Raw genomic sequence first — 18,367 nt, forward strand, 5'->3', positions numbered from 1 at the left:
CACCCGGCACGGACGCGTCGCCCGGTACAGGTCGGCACGGCGCGGGGGCTCCCGACCCCACCGATGCGACGTGCTGGAGGCATCCTCGCACCTGCCACCGACAACCCGCCCCCGGGTCGGCCGGAAGTGATCTTGAATGGTCGGCTGTGAACGCAAAAGTGCCTGGTTGAGCATGCCTTCGGAACATGCCCGGCAACCGTCCGGCCTCCCGAAGCGTCTTCTTCCGGACAGAAGCCGGACAGAAGGACGGGTCCGGACCGGATGCCTCCGGTCCGTCGCGGCCCTCCGCCCGGCCCACCCCGGACAGGAGCCGGAACCCCACCGGCCCCGTCCACCGACATCGGAACCGGCCTGTGGACGACCGGTCTCCACCCCGTTCGGCGGCACTAAAGTGGGTCGGACACCCGGACGGGTCACAACAGAGACAGGGACCCAGGGAAACACCACCGGACCACTCCAGGACCACGATCAGCAGGGAGCGCGTGACGTGCGGCCTATCGGCAGCAAGTACCTGCTCGAGGAGCCGCTCGGCCGCGGCGCCACGGGCACCGTCTGGCGAGCCCGCCAGCGGGAGACGGCGGGCGCCGATGCGGCCGTGCCCGGCCAGCCCGGCGAGACCGTCGCGATCAAGGTCCTCAAGGAGGAGCTGGCCAACGACGCGGACATCGTGATGCGCTTCCTGCGCGAGCGGTCCGTGCTGCTCCGGCTCACCCACCCCAACATCGTGCGCACCCGCGACCTGGTCGTCGAGGGCGATGTCCTCGCGCTCGTCATGGACCTCGTCGAGGGCCCCGACCTGCACCGGTACATCAGGGAGAGCGGCCCGCTCACCCCGGTCGCCGCCGCCCTCCTGACCGCCCAGATCGCCGACGCGCTCGCCGCCAGCCACGCCGACGGCGTGGTCCACCGGGACCTGAAGCCGGCCAACGTCCTGCTCGCCGAGCAGGGCGGCCAGATGCACCCGATGCTCACCGACTTCGGCATCGCGCGCCTCGCGGACTCCCCGGGCCTCACCCGCACCCACGAGTTCGTCGGCACGCCCGCGTACGTGGCGCCGGAGTCCGCCGAGGGCCGCCCGCAGACCTCCGCCGTCGACATCTACGGCGCGGGCATCCTGCTGTACGAGCTGGTCACCGGTCGGCCCCCGTTCGCGGGCGGCACCGCCCTGGAGGTCCTGCACCGGCACCTCAGCGAGGAGCCGCGCCGCCCCTCGACCGTGCCCGGACCGCTGTGGACGGTCATAGAGCGCTGCCTCAGCAAGGACCCGGACCGGCGGCCGAGCGCGGTGAACCTCGCGCGCGGTCTGCGCGCGGTCGCCGCCGGCATCGGCGTGCACTCCACGCCCGCCCAGATCGAGGCGGCCGACGGCGTCGGCGCGCTCCTCGCCCCGGACCCGGCACCCGCGCCGGTCCCGGGGACCCCGGAGGCCCAGGGGGCCGCCGACCCCACCCAGGTGCTGCCCAGCGGCGCCGGGACGGCGCCCCGGTACGACCCCGCCGGCGCGACCAGCGTCATGCCGACCAGCGGCCCGGCGGGCGCCGCCGACCCGACGGCCGTCATGCCCCCCGTACCGCCGGGCCCGCCGCAGTCCGGGCAGGGCGCGCAGTCCGAGGAGCCGCACCCCTGGCAGAACCAGCTGCGCGCGGCCCGCGACCGCAACGAGCAGACGCAGGTGCAGTACCTGGACCCGAGCCAGGACCCGCTGCGCCGACGCCCGCAGCGGCAGCCCCAGCAGCCCCCGCAGGACCAGCGGCCCGGCCAGTACGGGCAGCAGCCGCCGCAGCCGTACCAGCAGCAGCGTCCCGCTCCGCAGCGGCAGCAGCAGCCGTACCCGCCGCAGCAGCAGCACCAGCCGCAGCAGTACGCGCCGCCGCCCGCCCCGCAGCAGTACGCGCCGCCCCAGCAGCAGTACACCCCGCCGCAGCCGCCGCCCCAGGCCCCGGCCCCGCGCGAGCCGCGGCCGCCGCGTCAGCGCAGCGCCAACCCGGTGCGGATCCCCGGCCTCGGCTGCCTCAAGGGCTGTCTGGTCATGATCGTGCTGTTCGTGGTCGCGGGCTGGCTGATCTGGGAGCTGACCCCCCTCCAGGACTGGATCGCCGAGGGCAAGGGCTACTGGGAGGCCATCGGCGACGGCATCTCGACCGTGACCGACTGGATCTCCACGATCGGCGAGGCCACCGACTCCGGGGGTACTACCGGCGGTACGACAGGGCAGTGACACCGCGCCGCACCGCGTAGGACCACGTAATACTGCCGATTTATCGACTTCCGGGGAGTGATTTCCGCTCGGAAGTGACGTCCGGCGGCTGCGGACGCGTAACTTTGCACGCGAACCGCAGCCGCTGAGGGAGCAGTCTTGGCACGGAACATCGGCAGCCGCTACACCACCCACCAGATCCTGGGGCGGGGCAGTGCAGGAACGGTGTGGCTCGGCGAGGGGCCCGAGGGTCCCGTCGCCGTCAAACTGCTGCGCGAGGACCTGGCCTCCGACCAGGAGCTCGTCGGCCGCTTCGTGCAGGAGCGGACCGCCCTGCTCGGCCTCGACCACCCCCGGGTGGTCAAGGTCCGCGACCTCGTCGTCGACGGCAACGACCTGGCCCTCGTCATGGACCTCGTCCGCGGCACCGACCTGCGCACCCGCCTCGACCGGGAACGGCGGCTCGCCCCCGAGGCCGCCGTCGCGATCGTCGCCGACGTCGCCGACGCCCTCGCGGCCGCGCACGCCGCCGGGATCGTCCACCGGGACGTCAAGCCGGAGAACATCCTGCTCGACATGGAGGGACCGCTCGGGCCCGGCGGCGCCCACCCCGCCCTCCTCACCGACTTCGGCGTCGCCAAGCTGATCGACACGCCTGGCCGCACCAAGGCCACCCGGATCATCGGCACCCCCGACTACCTCGCCCCCGAGATCGTCGAGGGCCTCCCGCCGCGCGCCGCCGTCGACATCTACGCGCTCGCGACCGTCCTGTACGAGCTGCTCGCCGGCTTCACCCCGTTCGGCGGCGGCCACCCGGGCGCCGTCCTGCGCCGCCACGTCACCGAGACCGTCGTCCCGCTGCCCGGCATCCCCGAGGAGCTGTGGCAGCTGATGGTGCAGTGCCTGGCGAAGGCCCCGGCCTCCCGGCTGCGCGCCTCCGAGCTCGCCGCCCGCCTCAAGGACGTCCTGCCGCTGCTCAAGGGCATCCCGCCGCTCGACGTGGACGAACCGGACGCCGAGCCGGCGCCGGAGCCGTACGAGGAGGACGTGTACCCGGCCGGTACGGGCACGGGTGAGCCCGGACCGCGCCGGGCCGCCGTCCCGCTCGTCCCCGGATCCTCGGCCGACTCCAACCGCGACACCCACACCTCCATGCGCGTCCCGGCCCCCGACGAGCTCTCCGGCGGCCCCCTGGGCACGGCCCGCGCCCCGCGCCCCGCGGGCGCCCGCAGACCCGGCTCGGCCCGTCACAAGGCCGAGGCGGTCCGCAAGCGCCGGATCACCCTCACCATCGCCGCGGTCGTCGTCGCGGGCGCCCTCGGCGCGGGCGGCTACCTCGCGACCTCAGGGGACGCGGACACCCCGCCGCAGGACTCGAAGCAGTCCTCGCTGCCGTAACAGCGGCGGCGAGCCGTTACGCTGGACGCGTGGCAGTCGTCGATGTATCCGAAGAGCTGAAGTCCCTCTCCTCGACCATGGGGTCGATCGAGGCCGTCCTGGACCTCGAGAAGCTGAGGGCCGACATCGCCGTGCTCGAAGAGCAGGCCGCGGCCCCGTCCCTGTGGGACGACCCGGAGGCGGCGCAGAAGATCACGAGCAAGCTTTCGCACCTCCAGGCCGAGGTCCGCAAGGCCGAGACCCTGCGCGGGCGCATCGACGACCTCGCGGTGCTCTTCGAGCTCGCCGAGGAGATGGACGACCCGGACACCCTCGCCGAGGCCGAGACGGAGCTGACCTCCGTCCGCAAGGCCCTCGACGAGATGGAGGTCCGCACCCTCCTCTCCGGCGAGTACGACGAGCGCGAGGCGCTGGTCAACATCCGCGCCGAGGCCGGTGGCGTCGACGCCTCCGACTTCGCCGAGCGGCTTCAGCGCATGTACCTGCGCTGGGCGGAGCGCCACGGCTACTCGACCGAGATCTACGAGACCTCGTACGCGGAAGAGGCCGGCATCAAGTCGACCACCTTCGTGGTGAAGGCGCCGTACGCCTACGGCACGCTCTCCGTCGAGCAGGGCACCCACCGCCTGGTCCGCATCTCGCCCTTCGACAACCAGGGCCGTCGCCAGACCTCGTTCGCCGGTGTCGAGATCCTGCCGGTCGTCGAGTCCTCGGACCACGTCGAGATCGACGAGTCCGAGCTGCGCATCGACGTCTACCGCGCCTCGGGCCCCGGTGGCCAGGGCGTCAACACGACCGACTCGGCCGTGCGCATCACGCACCTCCCGACCGGCATCGTCGTCTCCTGCCAGAACGAGCGCTCGCAGATCCAGAACAAGGCGAGCGCCATGAACGTCCTCCAGGCCAAGCTCCTCGAGCGCCAGCGCCAGGAGGAGCGGGCCAAGATGGACGCCCTCAAGGACAGCGGCAGCTCCTGGGGCAACCAGATGCGCTCGTACGTCCTGCACCCGTACCAGATGGTCAAGGACCTTCGTACGGAGTTCGAGGTCGGCAACCCGCAGTCCGTCCTGGACGGTGAGATCGACGGCTTCCTGGAGGCCGGCATCCGCTGGCGCAAGCAGCAGGAGAAGTAGCCCCGAAGTACCCCGCGTTCGGGCCCCGCACCGTCAGGTGCGGGGCCCGTCGTCGTTCCGTCCGGCCGTGTCCGTCCGGTCGGCGGATTCGCTGACGCAAGCGGAAACAGGGCCACTGGGGCGCTTTGTCGACAAGGGAACTGGCGCCGCGGGGCCCGGAGTTCTGGGTTTACGTCACAGTTGCATCGTTGTATGTGGGACAGCTGGTGATCTTTCGGGCATCGCACGCGCAACGACCTTGACGCTTCATCGGAAAATCGGAAGGGTGGCGTACTGGCATGCGCATTTCTGGGGCGCGTGCGAGCGGGGGCCGGCCCAGTAGTGAGCCGCCTCTGCCGCGTGCCCCGAGCGCTGCCCCATGACGAGATGAGCTACTGGGGGTAGCAGCCAGATGACCAAGCAGATGCGAATCCGTATCGCGCGCATCGCCGCCGGTGCGGTGATCGCCGCCGGCGCGTCGCTCACCGCGGCGGGTGCGGCGCAGGCCGTGGGTGCCTTCAGCGAGAGTGACCCGACCCCGGAGCCCACGTGCCTCCCCGGGGACCTCGGTTGCGAGGAGACCACGCCGCCTCCGACCACCGAGCCGCCGACGACGGAGCCCACGACGGAGCCTCCGACCACGGAGCCGCCCACGACCGAGCCTCCGACCACGGAGCCGCCCACGACGGAGCCGCCCACCACGGAGCCGCCGACCACCGAGCCGCCCACCACGGAGCCGCCGGTCACCACGCCGCCGACCACCGACCCGGGCACCACGGAGCCGCCGGTCACCACGCCGCCGACCACCGACCCGGAGCCGGGCGACACGGACGGCCCCGGTCAGACCGAGGCGCCCGTCACCCCGGACGAGGACGGCGGGAACACCGACAACGGTGACGCCGGCACCTGCACCGTCGACCTCGACGGCGCCGAGTGCGTCGACACCGGCAACAACAACACCGACACCAACAACGCCGGCTCGCAGCCCGTGCAGCAGGGTCAGGCGAAGGAGGAGCTCGCCGAGACCGGTGCGGCCGAGACCTCGTTCCTGATCATCGGCGCCGCGACCATGATCGCCGGTGGCATCGGCTTCCGTATGCTGCCGCGTCTCGTCGGCGGTGGCCGTACCGCCGTCTGATCCAGCCGTGAGCGTGGATCCGTACGGCGCGTGACGTGCGGCGCATGACGTACAGAGCATGCGCCGCATGACGTACAGAGCATGAGGAAGGGCCGGGGAGCTTCTCCCCGGCCCTTCCTCATGGTTCCGGCTCGTGTGGACGCCGTACGGTCCCGCTAGACCGTACGGACCGCCGCGAGCAGTGCGATCGCGGCCAGCAGGGCGATCGCCAGCGTCAGCAGCATCGCGGGCGAGAGACCCTGCGGGGTCAGTCGCTCCCGGTTCGCGCGGCAGACGGGGCAGCGGCCCTCGGCGACCGGGGCCGCGCAGTTGGCGCACACCAGTCGGTCGTAGGTCATGCGCTCTCCTCCTCCCGCACTGGGTTTCACATCAGGACAACGTCCGGTGGGGTCCCGACGTTCCCCCTACCACTGTGCCAGCTCGACGGCGTTTCGGCGCGCCCCACCGGATTGCCCCCGTTCCGTCCCGAAGGGCGAAAAGGATAAACCTCGCAAGCCAGGACCGCGACTGCGCGGTCCTTCCCCGTTCGCGTAAGGTCACGCACACCTACTCCCGGCCGACCGTGGTGCATCCGTGATCCGATTCGACAACGTCTCCAAGTCCTATCCGAAGCAGAGCCGCCCCGCGCTCCGGGATGTCTCCCTGGAGATCGAGAAGGGGGAGTTCGTCTTCCTCGTCGGTTCCTCCGGCTCCGGTAAGTCGACTTTCCTGCGACTGCTCCTGCGTGAGGAGCGCGCCAGTCAGGGCCAGGTGCACGTCCTCGGCAAGGACCTGGCCCGGCTCTCCAACTGGAAGGTGCCGCAGATGCGGCGCCAGTTGGGCACCGTCTTCCAGGACTTCCGCCTGCTGCCCAACAAGACCGTCGCCCAGAACGTGGCCTTCGCCCAGGAGGTCATCGGCAAGCCGCGCGGCGAGATCCGCAAGGCCGTGCCGCAGGTGCTCGACCTGGTCGGGCTCGGCGGCAAGGAGGACCGGATGCCGGGCGAGCTCTCCGGTGGTGAGCAGCAGCGCGTCGCCATCGCCCGCGCCTTCGTCAACCGCCCCATGCTGCTGATCGCCGACGAGCCCACCGGCAACCTCGACCCGCAGACCTCGGTCGGCATCATGAAGCTGCTCGACCGCATCAACAGGACAGGGACCACCGTCGTCATGGCGACCCACGACCAGAACATCGTCGACCAGATGCGCAAGCGCGTCATAGAGCTGGAGAAGGGCCGACTCGTCCGCGACCAGGCCCGCGGCGTCTACGGTTACCAGCACTGAGCAGGTAGGGGACTCAACACACCATGCGCGCTCAGTTCGTGCTCTCCGAGATCGGCGTCGGTCTCCGGCGCAATCTCACGATGACGTTCGCCGTCATCGTCTCCGTGGCCCTCTCGCTCGCCCTGTTCGGCGGCGCGCTGCTCATGCGCGAGCAGGTCAGCACGATGAAGGACTACTGGTACGACAAGGTCAACGTCTCCATCTACCTCTGCACCAAGGCCGACGCCGCCTCCGCGGCGGGCAAGTGCGGCAAGGGCGCGGTCACGGCCCAGCAGAAGGAGCAGCTCCAGGCCGACCTGAAGGATTTGGACATCGTCGAGACCGTCTTCTACGAGTCGGCCGACGAGGCGTTCAAGCGCTACAAGGAGGAGTACGGCGACACCGCCATCGCCTCCGTCATCACGCCGGACCAGATGCCCGAGTCGTTCCGGGTGAAGCTGAAGGACCCGGAGAAGTACAAGGTCGTCGCCACCGCCTTCGCGGGGCGTGACGGCGTGGAGTCGGTCCAGGACCAGCGGGGCATCCTGCAGAACCTCTTCGACTTGATGAACGGCATGAACATCGCCGCCCTCGGCGTCATGGGGCTGATGCTGGTCATCGCGCTGATGCTGATCGTCAACACGGTGCGCGTCTCGGCCTTCAGCCGTCGCCGGGAGACCGGCATCATGCGGCTGGTCGGCGCGTCCAGCTTCTACATCCAGATGCCGTTCATCATGGAGGCGGCGTTCGCCGGACTCCTCGGTGGCGCGGTCGCCTGCGTGCTGCTGCTCGTCGGCCGGTACTTCCTGATCGACCACGGCATCGCGCTCGCGGAGAAGATGCAGCTCGTCAACTTCATCGGTTGGGACGCCGTGTTCGCCAAGCTGCCGCTCGTGATCGCCATCGGGCTGCTGATGCCCGCCGTGGCCGCTTTCATCGCGCTGCGCAAGTACCTGAAGGTGTGAGAAGACACTTCTGACGGTGGATGGCGTCGTACGGGCAAAGCCCGTGCGGCGCCATTGCCTTGTCCTAGAGTGGGCGCCATGCCGGCCGGCACCGACCACCTCTGTATCCGGCCCCGCGGAGTGCTCCGTGGGGCCGTTCTGACGTTGGTCTTCACCGGTGTCCTCGCCACCGCCGCCGCCACCGGCTCGCTGCCCCGGCAGGAGCCCGCGGCCGGGCGGGCGGAGGCGGCCCTGCGCGTCGGGGAGGGGTCCCGCGACTCCACGACCGTCGACAGCGCCGCCCTGAGCCGGGCCGCCGCCGATGCCATGGCCGACGGCAAGTCGGGCAAGAAGGCCGCGGAGGAGTTCGTCAGCCGCAGCGGCGACCGCTGGGGCGCGGTGTACGACAAGCGGGAGTACGCCGAGTTCGAGCAGGCCCTCGACGGCGCCTACACGGGCGTGGGGCTCTCCGCGGGCCGGGCCGCCGAAGGCAGGGTCCGGGTGACCCGGGTGCAGTCCGGCGGCCCCGCCGAGCGCGCCGGGCTCCGGGCCGACGACCGGCTGGTCTCCGTCGACGGGCGCCCCGTCGACGGTCTCTCGGTCTCCGAGGTCGTCGCCCTCCTGCGCGGCGACGGCGTACCCGGCTCCACCGTCGCCCTCCGGGTCGAGCGCGGCCGCGCCGTCTGGACGCAGACCCTGCGCCGGGCCCGGCTGGCCACGGACCCGGTCACCGTCCGCCGCCTCGACGACGGGACCCTGATGATCCGGGTCGCCGCCTTCACCAAGGGCGCGGGCACGCGCGTGCGTGACGCGGTACGGGACGCCCCGGCCGGCGCCGGCGTCCTCCTGGACCTGCGGGGCAACGCCGGCGGACTGGTCGCCGAGGCCGCCGTGGCCGCCTCCGCCTTCCTCGACGGCGGTCTGGTCGCCACGTACGACGTGGAGGGCGAGCAACGGGCCGTGTACGCGGAGGGCGGCGGCGACACCGTCCGGCCCCTGGTGGCGCTGATCGACGGCGGCACGATGAGCGCGGCCGAGCTGCTCACCGGCGCCCTCCAGGACCGTGGCCGGGCCGTCACGGTCGGTTCGCGCACCTTCGGCAAGGGTTCGGTCCAGATGCCGAGCGCCCTGCCGGACGGCTCCGTCGCCGAGCTGACCGTCGGCCACTACCGCACACCGGCCGGTCACGCCGTGGACGGCCGGGGCATCACCCCCGACCTGACGGCCGGGGAACGGGCGGAAGAACGGGCGAAGACGGTATTGAGTGGCCTCGGAGGGGGCTCGTAGTGCGAAAATGACGGCACTATGGCAAAGGGACTCGTGAACGTGCAGGGCAAGCCTGCGAAGAAGAACCAGGACAAGGCGCCCGAGCGCAAGATCATCGCGCAGAACAAGAAGGCGCGCCACGACTATCACATCGTCGACACCTACGAGTGCGGCGTGGTGCTCATGGGCACCGAGGTGAAGTCGCTGCGGATGGGCCGTGCCTCGCTGGTCGACGGCTTCGTGCAGATCGACCGGCACGAGGCGTGGCTGCACAACATCCATGTGCCCGAGTACATGCAGGGCAGCTGGACCAACCACTCGGCGAAGCGGAAGCGCAAGCTGCTGCTGCACCGCGAGGAGATCGACAAGCTGGAGGCGAAGTCGCAGGAGACGGGTCACACGATCGTGCCCCTCGCGCTGTACTTCCTCAACGGCCGCGTCAAGGTCGAGATCGCGCTCGCCAAGGGCAAGAAGGAGTTCGACAAGCGTCAGACCCTGCGGGAGAAGCAGGACACGCGCGAGACCAACCGGGCCATCGCGGCGGCCAAGCGCAAGCAGCGGGCGGCACAGGCCGCGTAGCCCGCTCGGCGCTGTTCGGCGGAGCGGCGCGGTCGCGGGTAATACGCTGGCGACAGCACCCGTCGGTCACGTACGATGGGTCGTGCCCACCTCGCAAGAGGTGTGCTTTGAAAAATAAACATGGGGATGATCGGTTTCGACAGCGGATACCGATGCAGGGGAAGCGTGTCGAGGAAGCGGCAATGATCTCGTTAACCATATGTCGCAACCAATAATCGCCAACTCCAAGAGCGATAACTCCCGCTTCGCCCTCGCTGCCTAATTTTAGGTAACGACAAGAAGCCTCTGTGAGGAGCGTCAGCCCGGGGGTGGTCCCGACCCGGATCCTGGCGTCATTTAGGGATCTAAACCTCTAGCCCCGGTCACGGGGGTTAGAGGGAAATCAAACAGTGACTGAGCCCGTCGGAGACTTGTCCGTGTGATCTCCGGGGCTGAGAAACTCGTAGCGGACTGCGCACGGAGAAGCCCTGTTTCCGTACCGTTGGACGCGGGTTCGATTCCCGCCATCTCCACCGAGCGTCCGAGAGGCAAGCCCCCTCGGACACCTCATCCCATGTGGGCAGAGGCCCGGCAGTCGTCAGACTGCCGGGCCTTTGTCATGCCCGGCGTCTGTCATGCCCGGCCGTCCACTCGCGTCGCCGCGCAGAGGGTCAGGGCGAGGGCCGCCGCCCCGGCCGGGATCAGGAAACCGAAGGCCGCGAAGGGGGCGTGGTCGGCGGCCCAGCCGCCGGTGGCGGAGCCCGCCGCGATGCCGCCGAGGAGGGCGGTCACGGCCAGCGTCATGCCCTCGTTGAGCTGGGACGCCGGGGTCAGACGCTGGACCAGGCCCATGCCCGTCACCATGGTCGGGGCCGTCGCCATGCCGGCCAGGAGGAGTCCGGCGGCGAGGGCGGGCAGCGAGCCGGTCGAGGCGGCGAGCAGCGGCATCGTCATGAGGAGGGCCATCGCGGCCAGGCAGGTCCGGAGCCGTGCGGTGCGGTGGGCGCGGCCGTAGAGGAGGCCGGCCGCGCAGGAGCCGGCGGCCTGGAGAGCGAGGACCGGTCCCGCGACGGGGCCGTCCACGAACGCCACGGTCACCACCTCCATGGAGCCGAAGACCGCGCCGGTGGCGAGGAAGACCGCCAGGAGCGGGGCCATGCCCCGGACCCGGAGCGGGGAGCCCGCGGAGGTCCGGGGCGAGACCGGCGGTTCGGTGGAGCGCTGGGCCGCGAAGATCAGGACGCCGGTGAGGAACAGGGCGGCGCCGACGAGGGTGCCCGCCTCGGGGAAGAGGGTGGAGCAGAGCAGCGCGGCGACGACAGGGCCGAGCATGAAGCAGAGCTCGTCGGTGGCCTGCTCGAAGGCGTTGGCGGTGTGCAGGGCGTCCCGGTCGCCCTTCAGGAGATGGGCCCAGCGGGCCCGCGACATGCCGCCGGTGTTGGGGGACGTGGCGGTGAGGGCCGTGGTGGCGAACAGCGCCCAGACGGGCGCCTTCTCGTGGACGCAGAGGAGCAGGACCAGATGGCCGAGAACCGCGTAGGCGGTGGCGGGGACGGCGACCCGCGCCTGGCCGTACCGGTCGACCAGCCGGGCGACCCAGGGGGCGGTGAGGGCCCCGGCGGCCATGCCGGTGGCGGTCACCCCGCCCGCGAGGGCGTACGAGTCGTACGCCCCCGCGATCATGATCACGGCGCTGACGCCGAACATGCCCATGGGGAGCCGGGCGATCAGATTGCCGACGATGAACGCGCGGGCGCCGGGGACGGCGAAGAGGCGGAGGTAGGAATTGCGGGGGGTTGGGATGGCGGCAGGGGGAGGGGTGGGGGTGCCGGCGGCGGCGGTGTGCCGGTCGCTGTAGCGGGGGGCGAGGGCCGGGCCCGCCGGGGTGAGGGTGAGGTCCGGTTGCGGCATGGATCAAGGCTCGCGGGAGCGGGCCGGGTGGGTCCAACACCTGTTCGGTGGCCATTCACGCATCTGTGTTGTTAAATGCGGCGATGGTCTCCCCGGTACCTTTCCCCACGTCGGCGTCCGCCGCACCGCGCGACATCGACCCCCGCCTCCTGCGCGCCTTCACCGCCGTCGCCGAGGACCTGCACTTCACCCGCGCCGCCACCCGCCTCTACGTCGCCCAGCAGGCCCTCAGCCGTGACATCCGGCGCCTGGAGCGCGAGTTGGGCGCCGAGCTCTTCGTACGGACCACCCGGCAGGTCTCCCTCACCCCGGACGGCGAGCGCCTCCTCCCGTACGCGCACCGGGTGTTGGCCGCCCAGGACGAACTGGCCGAGGCCTTCCGGGCCGTACCCCGACCCCTCCTCGTCGACCTCAACAGCCCCGGCCTCGCCCCCGAGGAAGTCCTGCGCCGGGCCCGCGAACTCGCCCCGGACCAGGAGCTGATGGCCCGCTACGAGAGCGGACTCACCGGAGCCGTACGGGAGATCCTCGCCGGCCAGCTCGACACCTCGTTCGGCCGGTACGGAGGGCTCGACGCCGGGCTGCGGGCGCGGCTCGACGTCCAGTTCGTACGGTACGAGCGGATGGCCGTGATCCTGCCCGAGGACCATCCGCTCGCCGGGCTGCCCGAAGTGCCGCTCGCCGCTCTCGCCGGGGAACGGATCTACGCGGGCGCGGGGAACGACCGCACGCCCGAGTGGACCGACCTCGCCGCCCGGCTCTTCGCCGGACGCGGCATCGAGGTCGCCCCGCCCGCGCCGCTCGCGGTCGGCAAGGAGGAGTTCCGCCGCATCATGGCCAAGCACCGCAACCCGGTGCTCGCCGTCGTCGACTTCCCGCCCATGCCGGGGTGCGTGCTGCGGCCGCTCGTCGACCCCGTACCCCTGTCACCCGTGAGCCTGGTGTGGCGCAAGGGGCTGAGCCACCCCGGCCTGGACGCACTGCGGACCGCCGCCGCCGAGATCGGCGCCCGGGAGGGCTGGCACACCCGCCCGGCGGGGTCCTGGCTGCCGGAGGGGGAACCGGGGCTGCCGTAGCGGGTCGCCCGGCCCCAGGGGCGCGTACAGGCGCTCACAGAGCCGTCGCGCGCCGGGTGAGAGCAAGGTTCCGTCGCCGTCACTTCTCGGCACCAGGCTGAAACGCGACCTCTCTAGGGTCGGTGACAGGTGGACCGGGGCTGTGGACGCCCCAGGACCCGACACCCGCGGAGGTACGACATGGGCGGCAGCCGGTGGATCGAGCAGTGGGAGCCGGAGGACGAGACGTTCTGGCGCGAGAAGGGGGAGCGGATCGCGCGGCGGAACCTGCTCTACTCCGTCATCTCCGAGCACATCGGCTTCTCCATCTGGAGCCTCTGGTCGGTCATGGTCCTCTTCATGGGGCCGCAGTACGGCGTCGACCCGGCCGGCAAGTTCTTCCTGATCGGCACCGCGACCTTCGTCGGCGCGCTGATCCGCATCCCGTACACCTTCGCCGTCGCCCGCTTCGGCGGCCGTAACTGGACGGTCTACAGCGCCCTGCTGCTCCTGCTGCCCACCGGCTTCGCGTTCGCGGTGATGGAGCCCGGGACCTCGTACACCACCCTCGTCCTGGTGGCCGCGCTCACCGGCGTCGGCGGCGGCAACTTCGCCTCCTCGATGACCAACATCAACGCCTTCTTCCCGCTGCGGAAGAAGGGCTGGGCACTCGGGCTCAACGCCGGCGGCGGCAACATCGGCGTCCCCGTCGTCCAGCTCGTCGGCCTCCTCGTCATCGGCACGGCGGGCGCCATGCACCCCCGGATCGTGCTCGGCGTCTACCTGCCCCTGATCGTCGTCGCCGCCGTGTGCGCCGCGCTCTTCATGGACAACCTCGCCCCCGTCAAGAACGACACCGGGGCCGCGAAGGAGGCCGTGAAGGCCCGCCACACCTGGATCATGGCCTTCCTGTACATCGGCACCTTCGGCTCCTTCATCGGCTACAGCTTCGCCTTCGGACTCGTCCTCCAGACCCAGTTCGGCCGCACCCCGCTGCAGGCCGCCTCGCTCACCTTCATCGGCCCGCTGCTCGGCTCCCTCATCCGGCCCGTCGGCGGCTCCCTCGCCGACCGGCACGGCGGCGCCCGCATCACCCTCGGGACCTTCGCCGCGATGGCCGCCGCGACCGGTGTGGTGATCTACGCCTCCGTGATCGAATCCCTCACCGTCTTCCTCGTCGGCTTCATCGGACTCTTCGTCCTCAGCGGCCTCGGCAACGGCTCCACGTACAAGATGATCCCGGCGATCTTCCTCGCCCAGGGGCACCGCAAGGGCCTCGCGGGAGATGCCGCCGAGGCCTACGGGCGGCGCCTCTCCGGGGCTGCCATGGGCCTCATCGGCGCGGTCGGCGCGCTCGGCGGCCTCGGCATCAACCTCGCCTTCCGTCAGTCCTTCCAGACCTCCGGCACCGGCACCGCGGCCTTCGTCGCCTTCCTCGCCTTCTACGCGGCCTGCATGGTCGTCACCTGGGCGGTATACCTTCGGGCTCCGGCCGCGGTACCCGAGAACGCCGGGGCCGTCACCGAGCCGGAGCCCCGGCCCGGCTACGCGAAGGTGTGATGTCCGGTGCCCGGCGCGGACCGTAACGATCAGGAAATACGGGCGAACCGAGACCGTCACGCGTCCCCGTCAGGCTCTGACCTCATGGACGAGCAAGAACACGGCCCCCTCGCCGGCTTCACCGTCGGCGTCACCGCGGCGCGGCGCGCGGACGAACTCATCGCGCTGCTGCGCCGACGCGGCGCGGCCGTCGTCCACGGCCCCGCCCTGCGGATCGTGCCCCTCGCGGACGACACCGAACTCCTCGCCGCCACCAAGGAACTCATCGGCCACGCCCCGGACGTCGTCATCGCCACCACGGCGATCGGCTTCCGGGGCTGGATCGAGGCGGCGGAGGGCTGGGGGTGCGGGGAGGACCTCCTCGCCGTCCTGCGGGACGTCGAACTCCTCGCCCGGGGCCCCAAGGTCAAGGGAGCCGTACGGGCCGCCGGACTCACCGAGTCCTGGTCGCCCGGCTCGGAGTCCATGGCCGAGGTCCTCGACCGGCTCCTCGCCGAAGGCGTGGCGGGCCGGCGGATCGCGCTCCAGCTGCACGGGGAGCCGCTGCCCGGCTTCGTCGAGGCGCTCACCGCCGGCGGCGCCGAGGTCGTCGGCGTCCCCGTCTACCGCTGGATGCCGCCGGAGGACATCGGCCCGCTCGACCGGCTCCTCGACGGAATCCTGTCGGGCGGCCTGGACGCCGTCACCTTCACCAGCGCCCCCGCCGCGGCCTCGCTGTTCTCCCGGGCCGCGGAGAAGGGCGTACGGGACGCCCTCGTCGCCGCGCTCCGGCACGACGTCCTCGCGGTCTGCGTGGGCACCGTGACGGCCCTCCCGCTGCAGGCCGAGGGCATCGACACGTACCAGCCGGAGCGCTTCCGGCTCGGCCCCCTCGTCCAGCTGCTCTGCAAGGAGCTGCCGGCCCGCTCACGGGCCCTGCCCGTGGCCGGCCACCGGGTGGAGGTCCGCGGCCACGCCGTCCTCGTCGACGGCCTCCTGCGGCCCGTCCCGCCCGCCGGAATGGCCCTCCTCGGACTCCTCGCCCGCCGCCCCGGCTGGGTGGTGTCCCGGGCCGACCTGCTGCGGGCGCTGCCGGGCGCGGGGCGCGACGAGCACGCGGTGGAGACGGCGATGGCGCGGCTGCGGGCGGCGCTCGGCACGCCGAAGCTGATCCAGACGGTGGTGAAGCGGGGGTACCGGCTGGCACTGGACCCGACGGCGGACACGAAGTACGACGAGTAGCCGGACGTGGGGGCGCGTGGTTGACCCGCCTGACACGGTGGCCTGTGGTGGCGTACGCTCGACGGCTGCCCAGTGCACGTCAGAAGGGGGCCTTAGGTGGCCGCGCAGGAAGCCGTGGACACGGTCAGAGACCGTGAGATCGGTGTCGAGCAGGAACATCTGGATCACGTCTACCGCCGACTGGAGGAGAAGATCCACGAGGCGGAGTTCCTGATGAACGACGCCGCCCAGCGGGGCCAGGTCGGCACGCCCGGCGCCCTCGCCGAGCGCGACGCCCAGGTCTTCCGGGCCGGCATCCACCTCAACAGGCTCAACAACGAGTTCGAGGACTTCCTCTTCGGCCGGATCGATCTGCTGTACGGGAAGGACGGGAAGAAGGGGCCCGACGGGGCCTACACCTCGATCGAGCCCGCCGAGGACGCCGTCCGGCCGGACAACACCGCCGAGATCGGCGAGACCCTCCACATCGGCCGGATCGGGGTCCTCGACTCCGACTACGCGCCGCTGGTCATCGACTGGCGCGCGCCCGCCGCCGCGCCCTTCTACCGGTCGACGCCGGTCGACCCGGGCCGGGTCGTACGCCGCCGGGTCATCCGCTCCAAGGGCCGCCAGGTCCTCGGCGTCGAGGACGACCTGATGCGCCCCGAGCTACGGGCCAGCCTCGACGGGCGCGAACTGCCGGTGATCGGCGACGGCGCCCTGATGGCCGCCCTCGGCCAGGCCCGCAGCCACACCATGCGGGACATCGTCTCCTCCATCCAGGCGGAGCAGGACCTCGTCATCCGCGCGCCCGCCGCCTCCGTCACGTACGTCGAGGGCGGTCCGGGTACGGGGAAGACGGCGGTCGCGCTGCACCGGGCCGCGTACCTGCTCTACCAGGACCGGCGGCGGTACGCGGGCGGCATCCTGATCGTCTCCCCGACCCCGCTCCTCGTCTCGTACACCGAAGGCGTCCTGCCCTCGCTGGGCGAGGAGGGCCAGGTGGCGATCCGGGCCGTCGGCTCGCTCGTCGACGGGGCCGAGGCCACCGCCTACGACGATCCGGCCGTCGCCCGGATCAAGGGCTCCTCCCGGATGCTCCACGTGCTGCGCAAGGCCGCCCGTGGAGCCCTGGAGACCCCGGCGCCCAGGGCTCAGGCCCAGCTCGCCCTGGGCGACGAGGACGACGAGGCCGCCGTGCCCGCCGGCACCCCCACGCGCCTGCGTGTGGTCGCCTTCGGCCGTCGCCTGGAGCTGGAGGCCGACGAGCTGCGGCGCATCCGGCACAACGTCCTCGGCGGTACGGCTCCGGTCAACCTGCTGCGCCCGCGGGCCCGCCGGCTGCTCCTGGACGCGCTGTACTCCAAGTCGGGTGCGGTCGGCCGGCACAGCGACCCCGAGCTGGCCGCCGAACTGCGCTCCTCCTTCGACGAGGACGTCTCCACCGAGGACTCCTTCCTCGGCTTCCTCGACGCGTGGTGGCCCGAACTCACCCCGCGCCGGGTCCTCGACGCGATGGCCGACGAGCGGCGGCTCGGCCGCTGGGCCCGCCGCATCCTCAACCCGGGCGAGGTGCGCCGGCTCGCCCGCTCGCTGCGCCGCAAGGAGCTGTCCGTCCACGACGTGGCGCTCCTCGACGAGCTGCACACCCTGGTCGGCGCCCCGGCCCGGCCGAGGAAGCGCCGGGAGTACGACCCGCTCGACCAGCTCACGGGTCTGGAAGAGCTCATGCCCGTGCGGGAGGAGACGCAGCGCGAGCGGGCCGAGCGGCTCGCCGCCGAGCGCACCGAGTACGCGCACGTGATCGTGGACGAGGCGCAGGACCTCACGCCCATGCAGTGGCGGATGGTCGGGCGGCGCGGCCGGCACGCCACCTGGACGGTCGTCGGAGATCCGGCGCAGTCCTCCTGGTCGGACCCGGACGAGGCGGCCGAGGCCCGCGACGAGGCCCTCGGGTCACGGCCGCGGCGCCGCTTCGAGCTGACCGTGAACTACCGGAACCCGGCGGAGATCGCCGAGCTGGCCGCCAAGGTGCTCGCCCTCGCCATGCCGGGCAAGGAGTCGCCGCGCGCGGTCCGCTCGACGGGCGTCGAGCCCCGTTTCGTACCGGTGCGGGAGACGGCGGGGAAGCCGGATCTGGCCGAAACCGTACGGTCCGAGGCGCGGCTGCTCCTGGAGCGGGTCGAGGGCACGGTCGGTGTCGTCGTCGCCATGAACCGGCGTCAGGAGGCGGCCCGCTGGCTCGCCGAGCTGGGCGACCGGGTGGTGGCGCTCGGTTCCCTGGAGGCGAAGGGCCTGGAGTACGACGCCACGGTGGTCGTCTCGCCGGCGGAGATCGCCGACGAGTCCCCGGCGGGTCTGCGGGTCCTCTACGTGGCCCTCACCCGGGCGACGCAGCAGCTCACGGTGGTCGCGGCGGCGGCGGACATGCCGGACGAGGCGGGGGTTCCGGACCTGCTGAGGGACTGATCCGGGCGCCGCGGGGGAGTGATCCGGGGCGCCGCAAGGAGGGGTCGTAGGGCCGATTTCCGGTCAACCTGTGGCGCTGGAATCACTGAACAGGGTCGTTTGTTAGCCTTGTCGTGGCACCGGCTCGATCCAAGCCCCCGGGCCCAACCTTCGTCCCTCTGAGGGACCACTTGCCGCGAGGCGAGCATGGCGGGTCGGTGCCACTCAGTCGTCTTCTCGTGTGTAGCTACGAAGTTGAGGCCCCTGTCACCCCTGGTGACGGGGGCCTCTTCTGTTTCCCCACAACTTCTCGTATGGTGGAAACTACTTTCCGAAAA

14 protein-coding genes and 1 other RNA gene are annotated in these 18,367 nt (G+C 71.7%); 13 read left to right on the forward strand and 2 right to left on the reverse strand.

What is annotated here, in order from left to right:
- Positions 1-487: 487 nt before the first annotated feature.
- The 4 genes from OG259_RS25740 to OG259_RS25755 all read left to right on the forward strand — a co-directional run bounded on the left by OG259_RS25740 (position 488) and on the right by OG259_RS25755 (position 5,845).
- Entirely contained in the window at positions 488-2,218 is a 1,731-nt protein-coding gene (locus OG259_RS25740; RefSeq protein ID WP_328944418.1) for a serine/threonine-protein kinase, read from the forward strand.
- Positions 2,219-2,356: 138 nt separating this feature from the next.
- Positions 2,357-3,595, forward strand: a complete 1,239-nt coding sequence (locus OG259_RS25745) for a serine/threonine-protein kinase (protein ID WP_328944419.1) — start codon at positions 2,357-2,359, stop codon at positions 3,593-3,595.
- A 29-nt stretch (positions 3,596-3,624) separates the two neighbouring features.
- Entirely contained in the window at positions 3,625-4,728 is a 1,104-nt protein-coding gene (gene prfB / locus OG259_RS25750; RefSeq protein ID WP_073808025.1) for a peptide chain release factor 2, read from the forward strand.
- A gap of 391 nt (positions 4,729-5,119) precedes the next feature.
- Positions 5,120-5,845 (forward strand): LPXTG cell wall anchor domain-containing protein, encoded by a 726-nt coding sequence (locus tag OG259_RS25755; RefSeq protein WP_328944420.1) that lies wholly within the window; start codon positions 5,120-5,122, stop codon positions 5,843-5,845.
- A gap of 155 nt (positions 5,846-6,000) precedes the next feature.
- Here OG259_RS25755 and OG259_RS25760 read toward each other — a convergent pair whose 3' ends face one another.
- On the reverse strand, positions 6,001-6,183 hold the full coding sequence (locus OG259_RS25760) for a hypothetical protein (RefSeq protein ID WP_015033932.1): 183 nt from the start codon (positions 6,181-6,183) through the stop codon (positions 6,001-6,003).
- A gap of 235 nt (positions 6,184-6,418) precedes the next feature.
- On the opposite strand from OG259_RS25760, the gene ftsE reads away from it, so the two are divergent.
- The 5 genes from ftsE to ssrA all read left to right on the forward strand — a co-directional run bounded on the left by ftsE (position 6,419) and on the right by ssrA (position 10,391).
- Positions 6,419-7,108: a cell division ATP-binding protein FtsE gene (gene ftsE, locus OG259_RS25765; protein WP_266892444.1), complete on the forward strand. Its 690-nt coding sequence runs from the start codon at positions 6,419-6,421 to the stop codon at positions 7,106-7,108.
- Between the two features lie 23 nt (positions 7,109-7,131).
- Entirely contained in the window at positions 7,132-8,052 is a 921-nt protein-coding gene (gene ftsX, locus OG259_RS25770; RefSeq protein WP_328944421.1) for a permease-like cell division protein FtsX, read from the forward strand.
- Between the two features lie 78 nt (positions 8,053-8,130).
- Positions 8,131-9,318: a S41 family peptidase gene (locus tag OG259_RS25775; RefSeq protein WP_328944422.1), complete on the forward strand. Its 1,188-nt coding sequence runs from the start codon at positions 8,131-8,133 to the stop codon at positions 9,316-9,318.
- Between the two features lie 18 nt (positions 9,319-9,336).
- Positions 9,337-9,876, forward strand: a complete 540-nt coding sequence (gene smpB / locus OG259_RS25780) for an SsrA-binding protein SmpB (RefSeq protein WP_266892440.1) — start codon at positions 9,337-9,339, stop codon at positions 9,874-9,876.
- Between the two features lie 122 nt (positions 9,877-9,998).
- Positions 9,999-10,391: a transfer-messenger RNA gene (gene ssrA, locus OG259_RS25785) on the forward strand.
- Positions 10,392-10,488: 97 nt separating this feature from the next.
- Here the strand turns inward: ssrA and OG259_RS25790 are convergent.
- A complete protein-coding gene (locus OG259_RS25790; RefSeq protein ID WP_328944423.1) occupies positions 10,489-11,766 on the reverse strand; it encodes an MFS transporter in 1,278 nt (425 codons plus the stop codon).
- Positions 11,767-11,849: 83 nt separating this feature from the next.
- Here OG259_RS25790 and OG259_RS25795 point away from each other — a divergent pair, with 83 nt between their 5' ends.
- From OG259_RS25795 to OG259_RS25810, 4 genes are all read left to right on the forward strand, one after another.
- A complete protein-coding gene (locus OG259_RS25795) occupies positions 11,850-12,842 on the forward strand; it encodes a LysR family transcriptional regulator (RefSeq protein WP_328944424.1) in 993 nt (330 codons plus the stop codon).
- A 180-nt stretch (positions 12,843-13,022) separates the two neighbouring features.
- On the forward strand, positions 13,023-14,381 hold the full coding sequence (locus tag OG259_RS25800) for a nitrate/nitrite transporter (protein WP_328944425.1): 1,359 nt from the start codon (positions 13,023-13,025) through the stop codon (positions 14,379-14,381).
- An 84-nt stretch (positions 14,382-14,465) separates the two neighbouring features.
- The gene (locus OG259_RS25805) at positions 14,466-15,602 is read left to right on the forward strand and encodes a uroporphyrinogen-III synthase (RefSeq protein WP_328944426.1); all 1,137 of its coding nucleotides are present in this window, start codon (positions 14,466-14,468) and stop codon (positions 15,600-15,602) included.
- Positions 15,603-15,698: 96 nt separating this feature from the next.
- Positions 15,699-18,050 carry a HelD family protein gene (locus OG259_RS25810; protein WP_328944427.1) on the forward strand — a complete coding sequence of 784 codons (2,352 nt, stop codon included), beginning with the start codon at positions 15,699-15,701 and terminating at the stop codon, positions 18,048-18,050.
- The last annotated feature ends 317 nt before the right edge of the window (positions 18,051-18,367 follow it).

Origin of the sequence: Streptomyces sp. NBC_00250 (genome assembly GCF_036192275.1) — a bacterium.
Classification (GTDB): Bacteria; Actinomycetota; Actinomycetes; order Streptomycetales; family Streptomycetaceae; genus Streptomyces.

Excerpts from the sequence above, each read along its gene's own strand:
- OG259_RS25805 (WP_328944426.1), top strand. The coding sequence starts at position 14,466 with ATGGACGAGCAAGAACACGGCCCCCTCGCCGGCTTCACCGTCGGCGTC.
- OG259_RS25760 (WP_015033932.1), bottom strand. The coding sequence starts at position 6,183 with ATGACCTACGACCGACTGGTGTGCGCCAACTGCGCGGCCCCGGTCGCC.
- OG259_RS25775 (WP_328944422.1), top strand. The coding sequence starts at position 8,131 with ATGCCGGCCGGCACCGACCACCTCTGTATCCGGCCCCGCGGAGTGCTC.
- OG259_RS25755 (WP_328944420.1), top strand. The coding sequence starts at position 5,120 with ATGACCAAGCAGATGCGAATCCGTATCGCGCGCATCGCCGCCGGTGCG.
- OG259_RS25795 (WP_328944424.1), top strand. The coding sequence starts at position 11,850 with ATGGTCTCCCCGGTACCTTTCCCCACGTCGGCGTCCGCCGCACCGCGC.
- OG259_RS25790 (WP_328944423.1), bottom strand. The coding sequence starts at position 11,766 with ATGCCGCAACCGGACCTCACCCTCACCCCGGCGGGCCCGGCCCTCGCC.
- ftsX (WP_328944421.1), top strand. The coding sequence starts at position 7,132 with ATGCGCGCTCAGTTCGTGCTCTCCGAGATCGGCGTCGGTCTCCGGCGC.
- OG259_RS25800 (WP_328944425.1), top strand. The coding sequence starts at position 13,023 with ATGGGCGGCAGCCGGTGGATCGAGCAGTGGGAGCCGGAGGACGAGACG.
- smpB (WP_266892440.1), top strand. The coding sequence starts at position 9,337 with ATGGCAAAGGGACTCGTGAACGTGCAGGGCAAGCCTGCGAAGAAGAAC.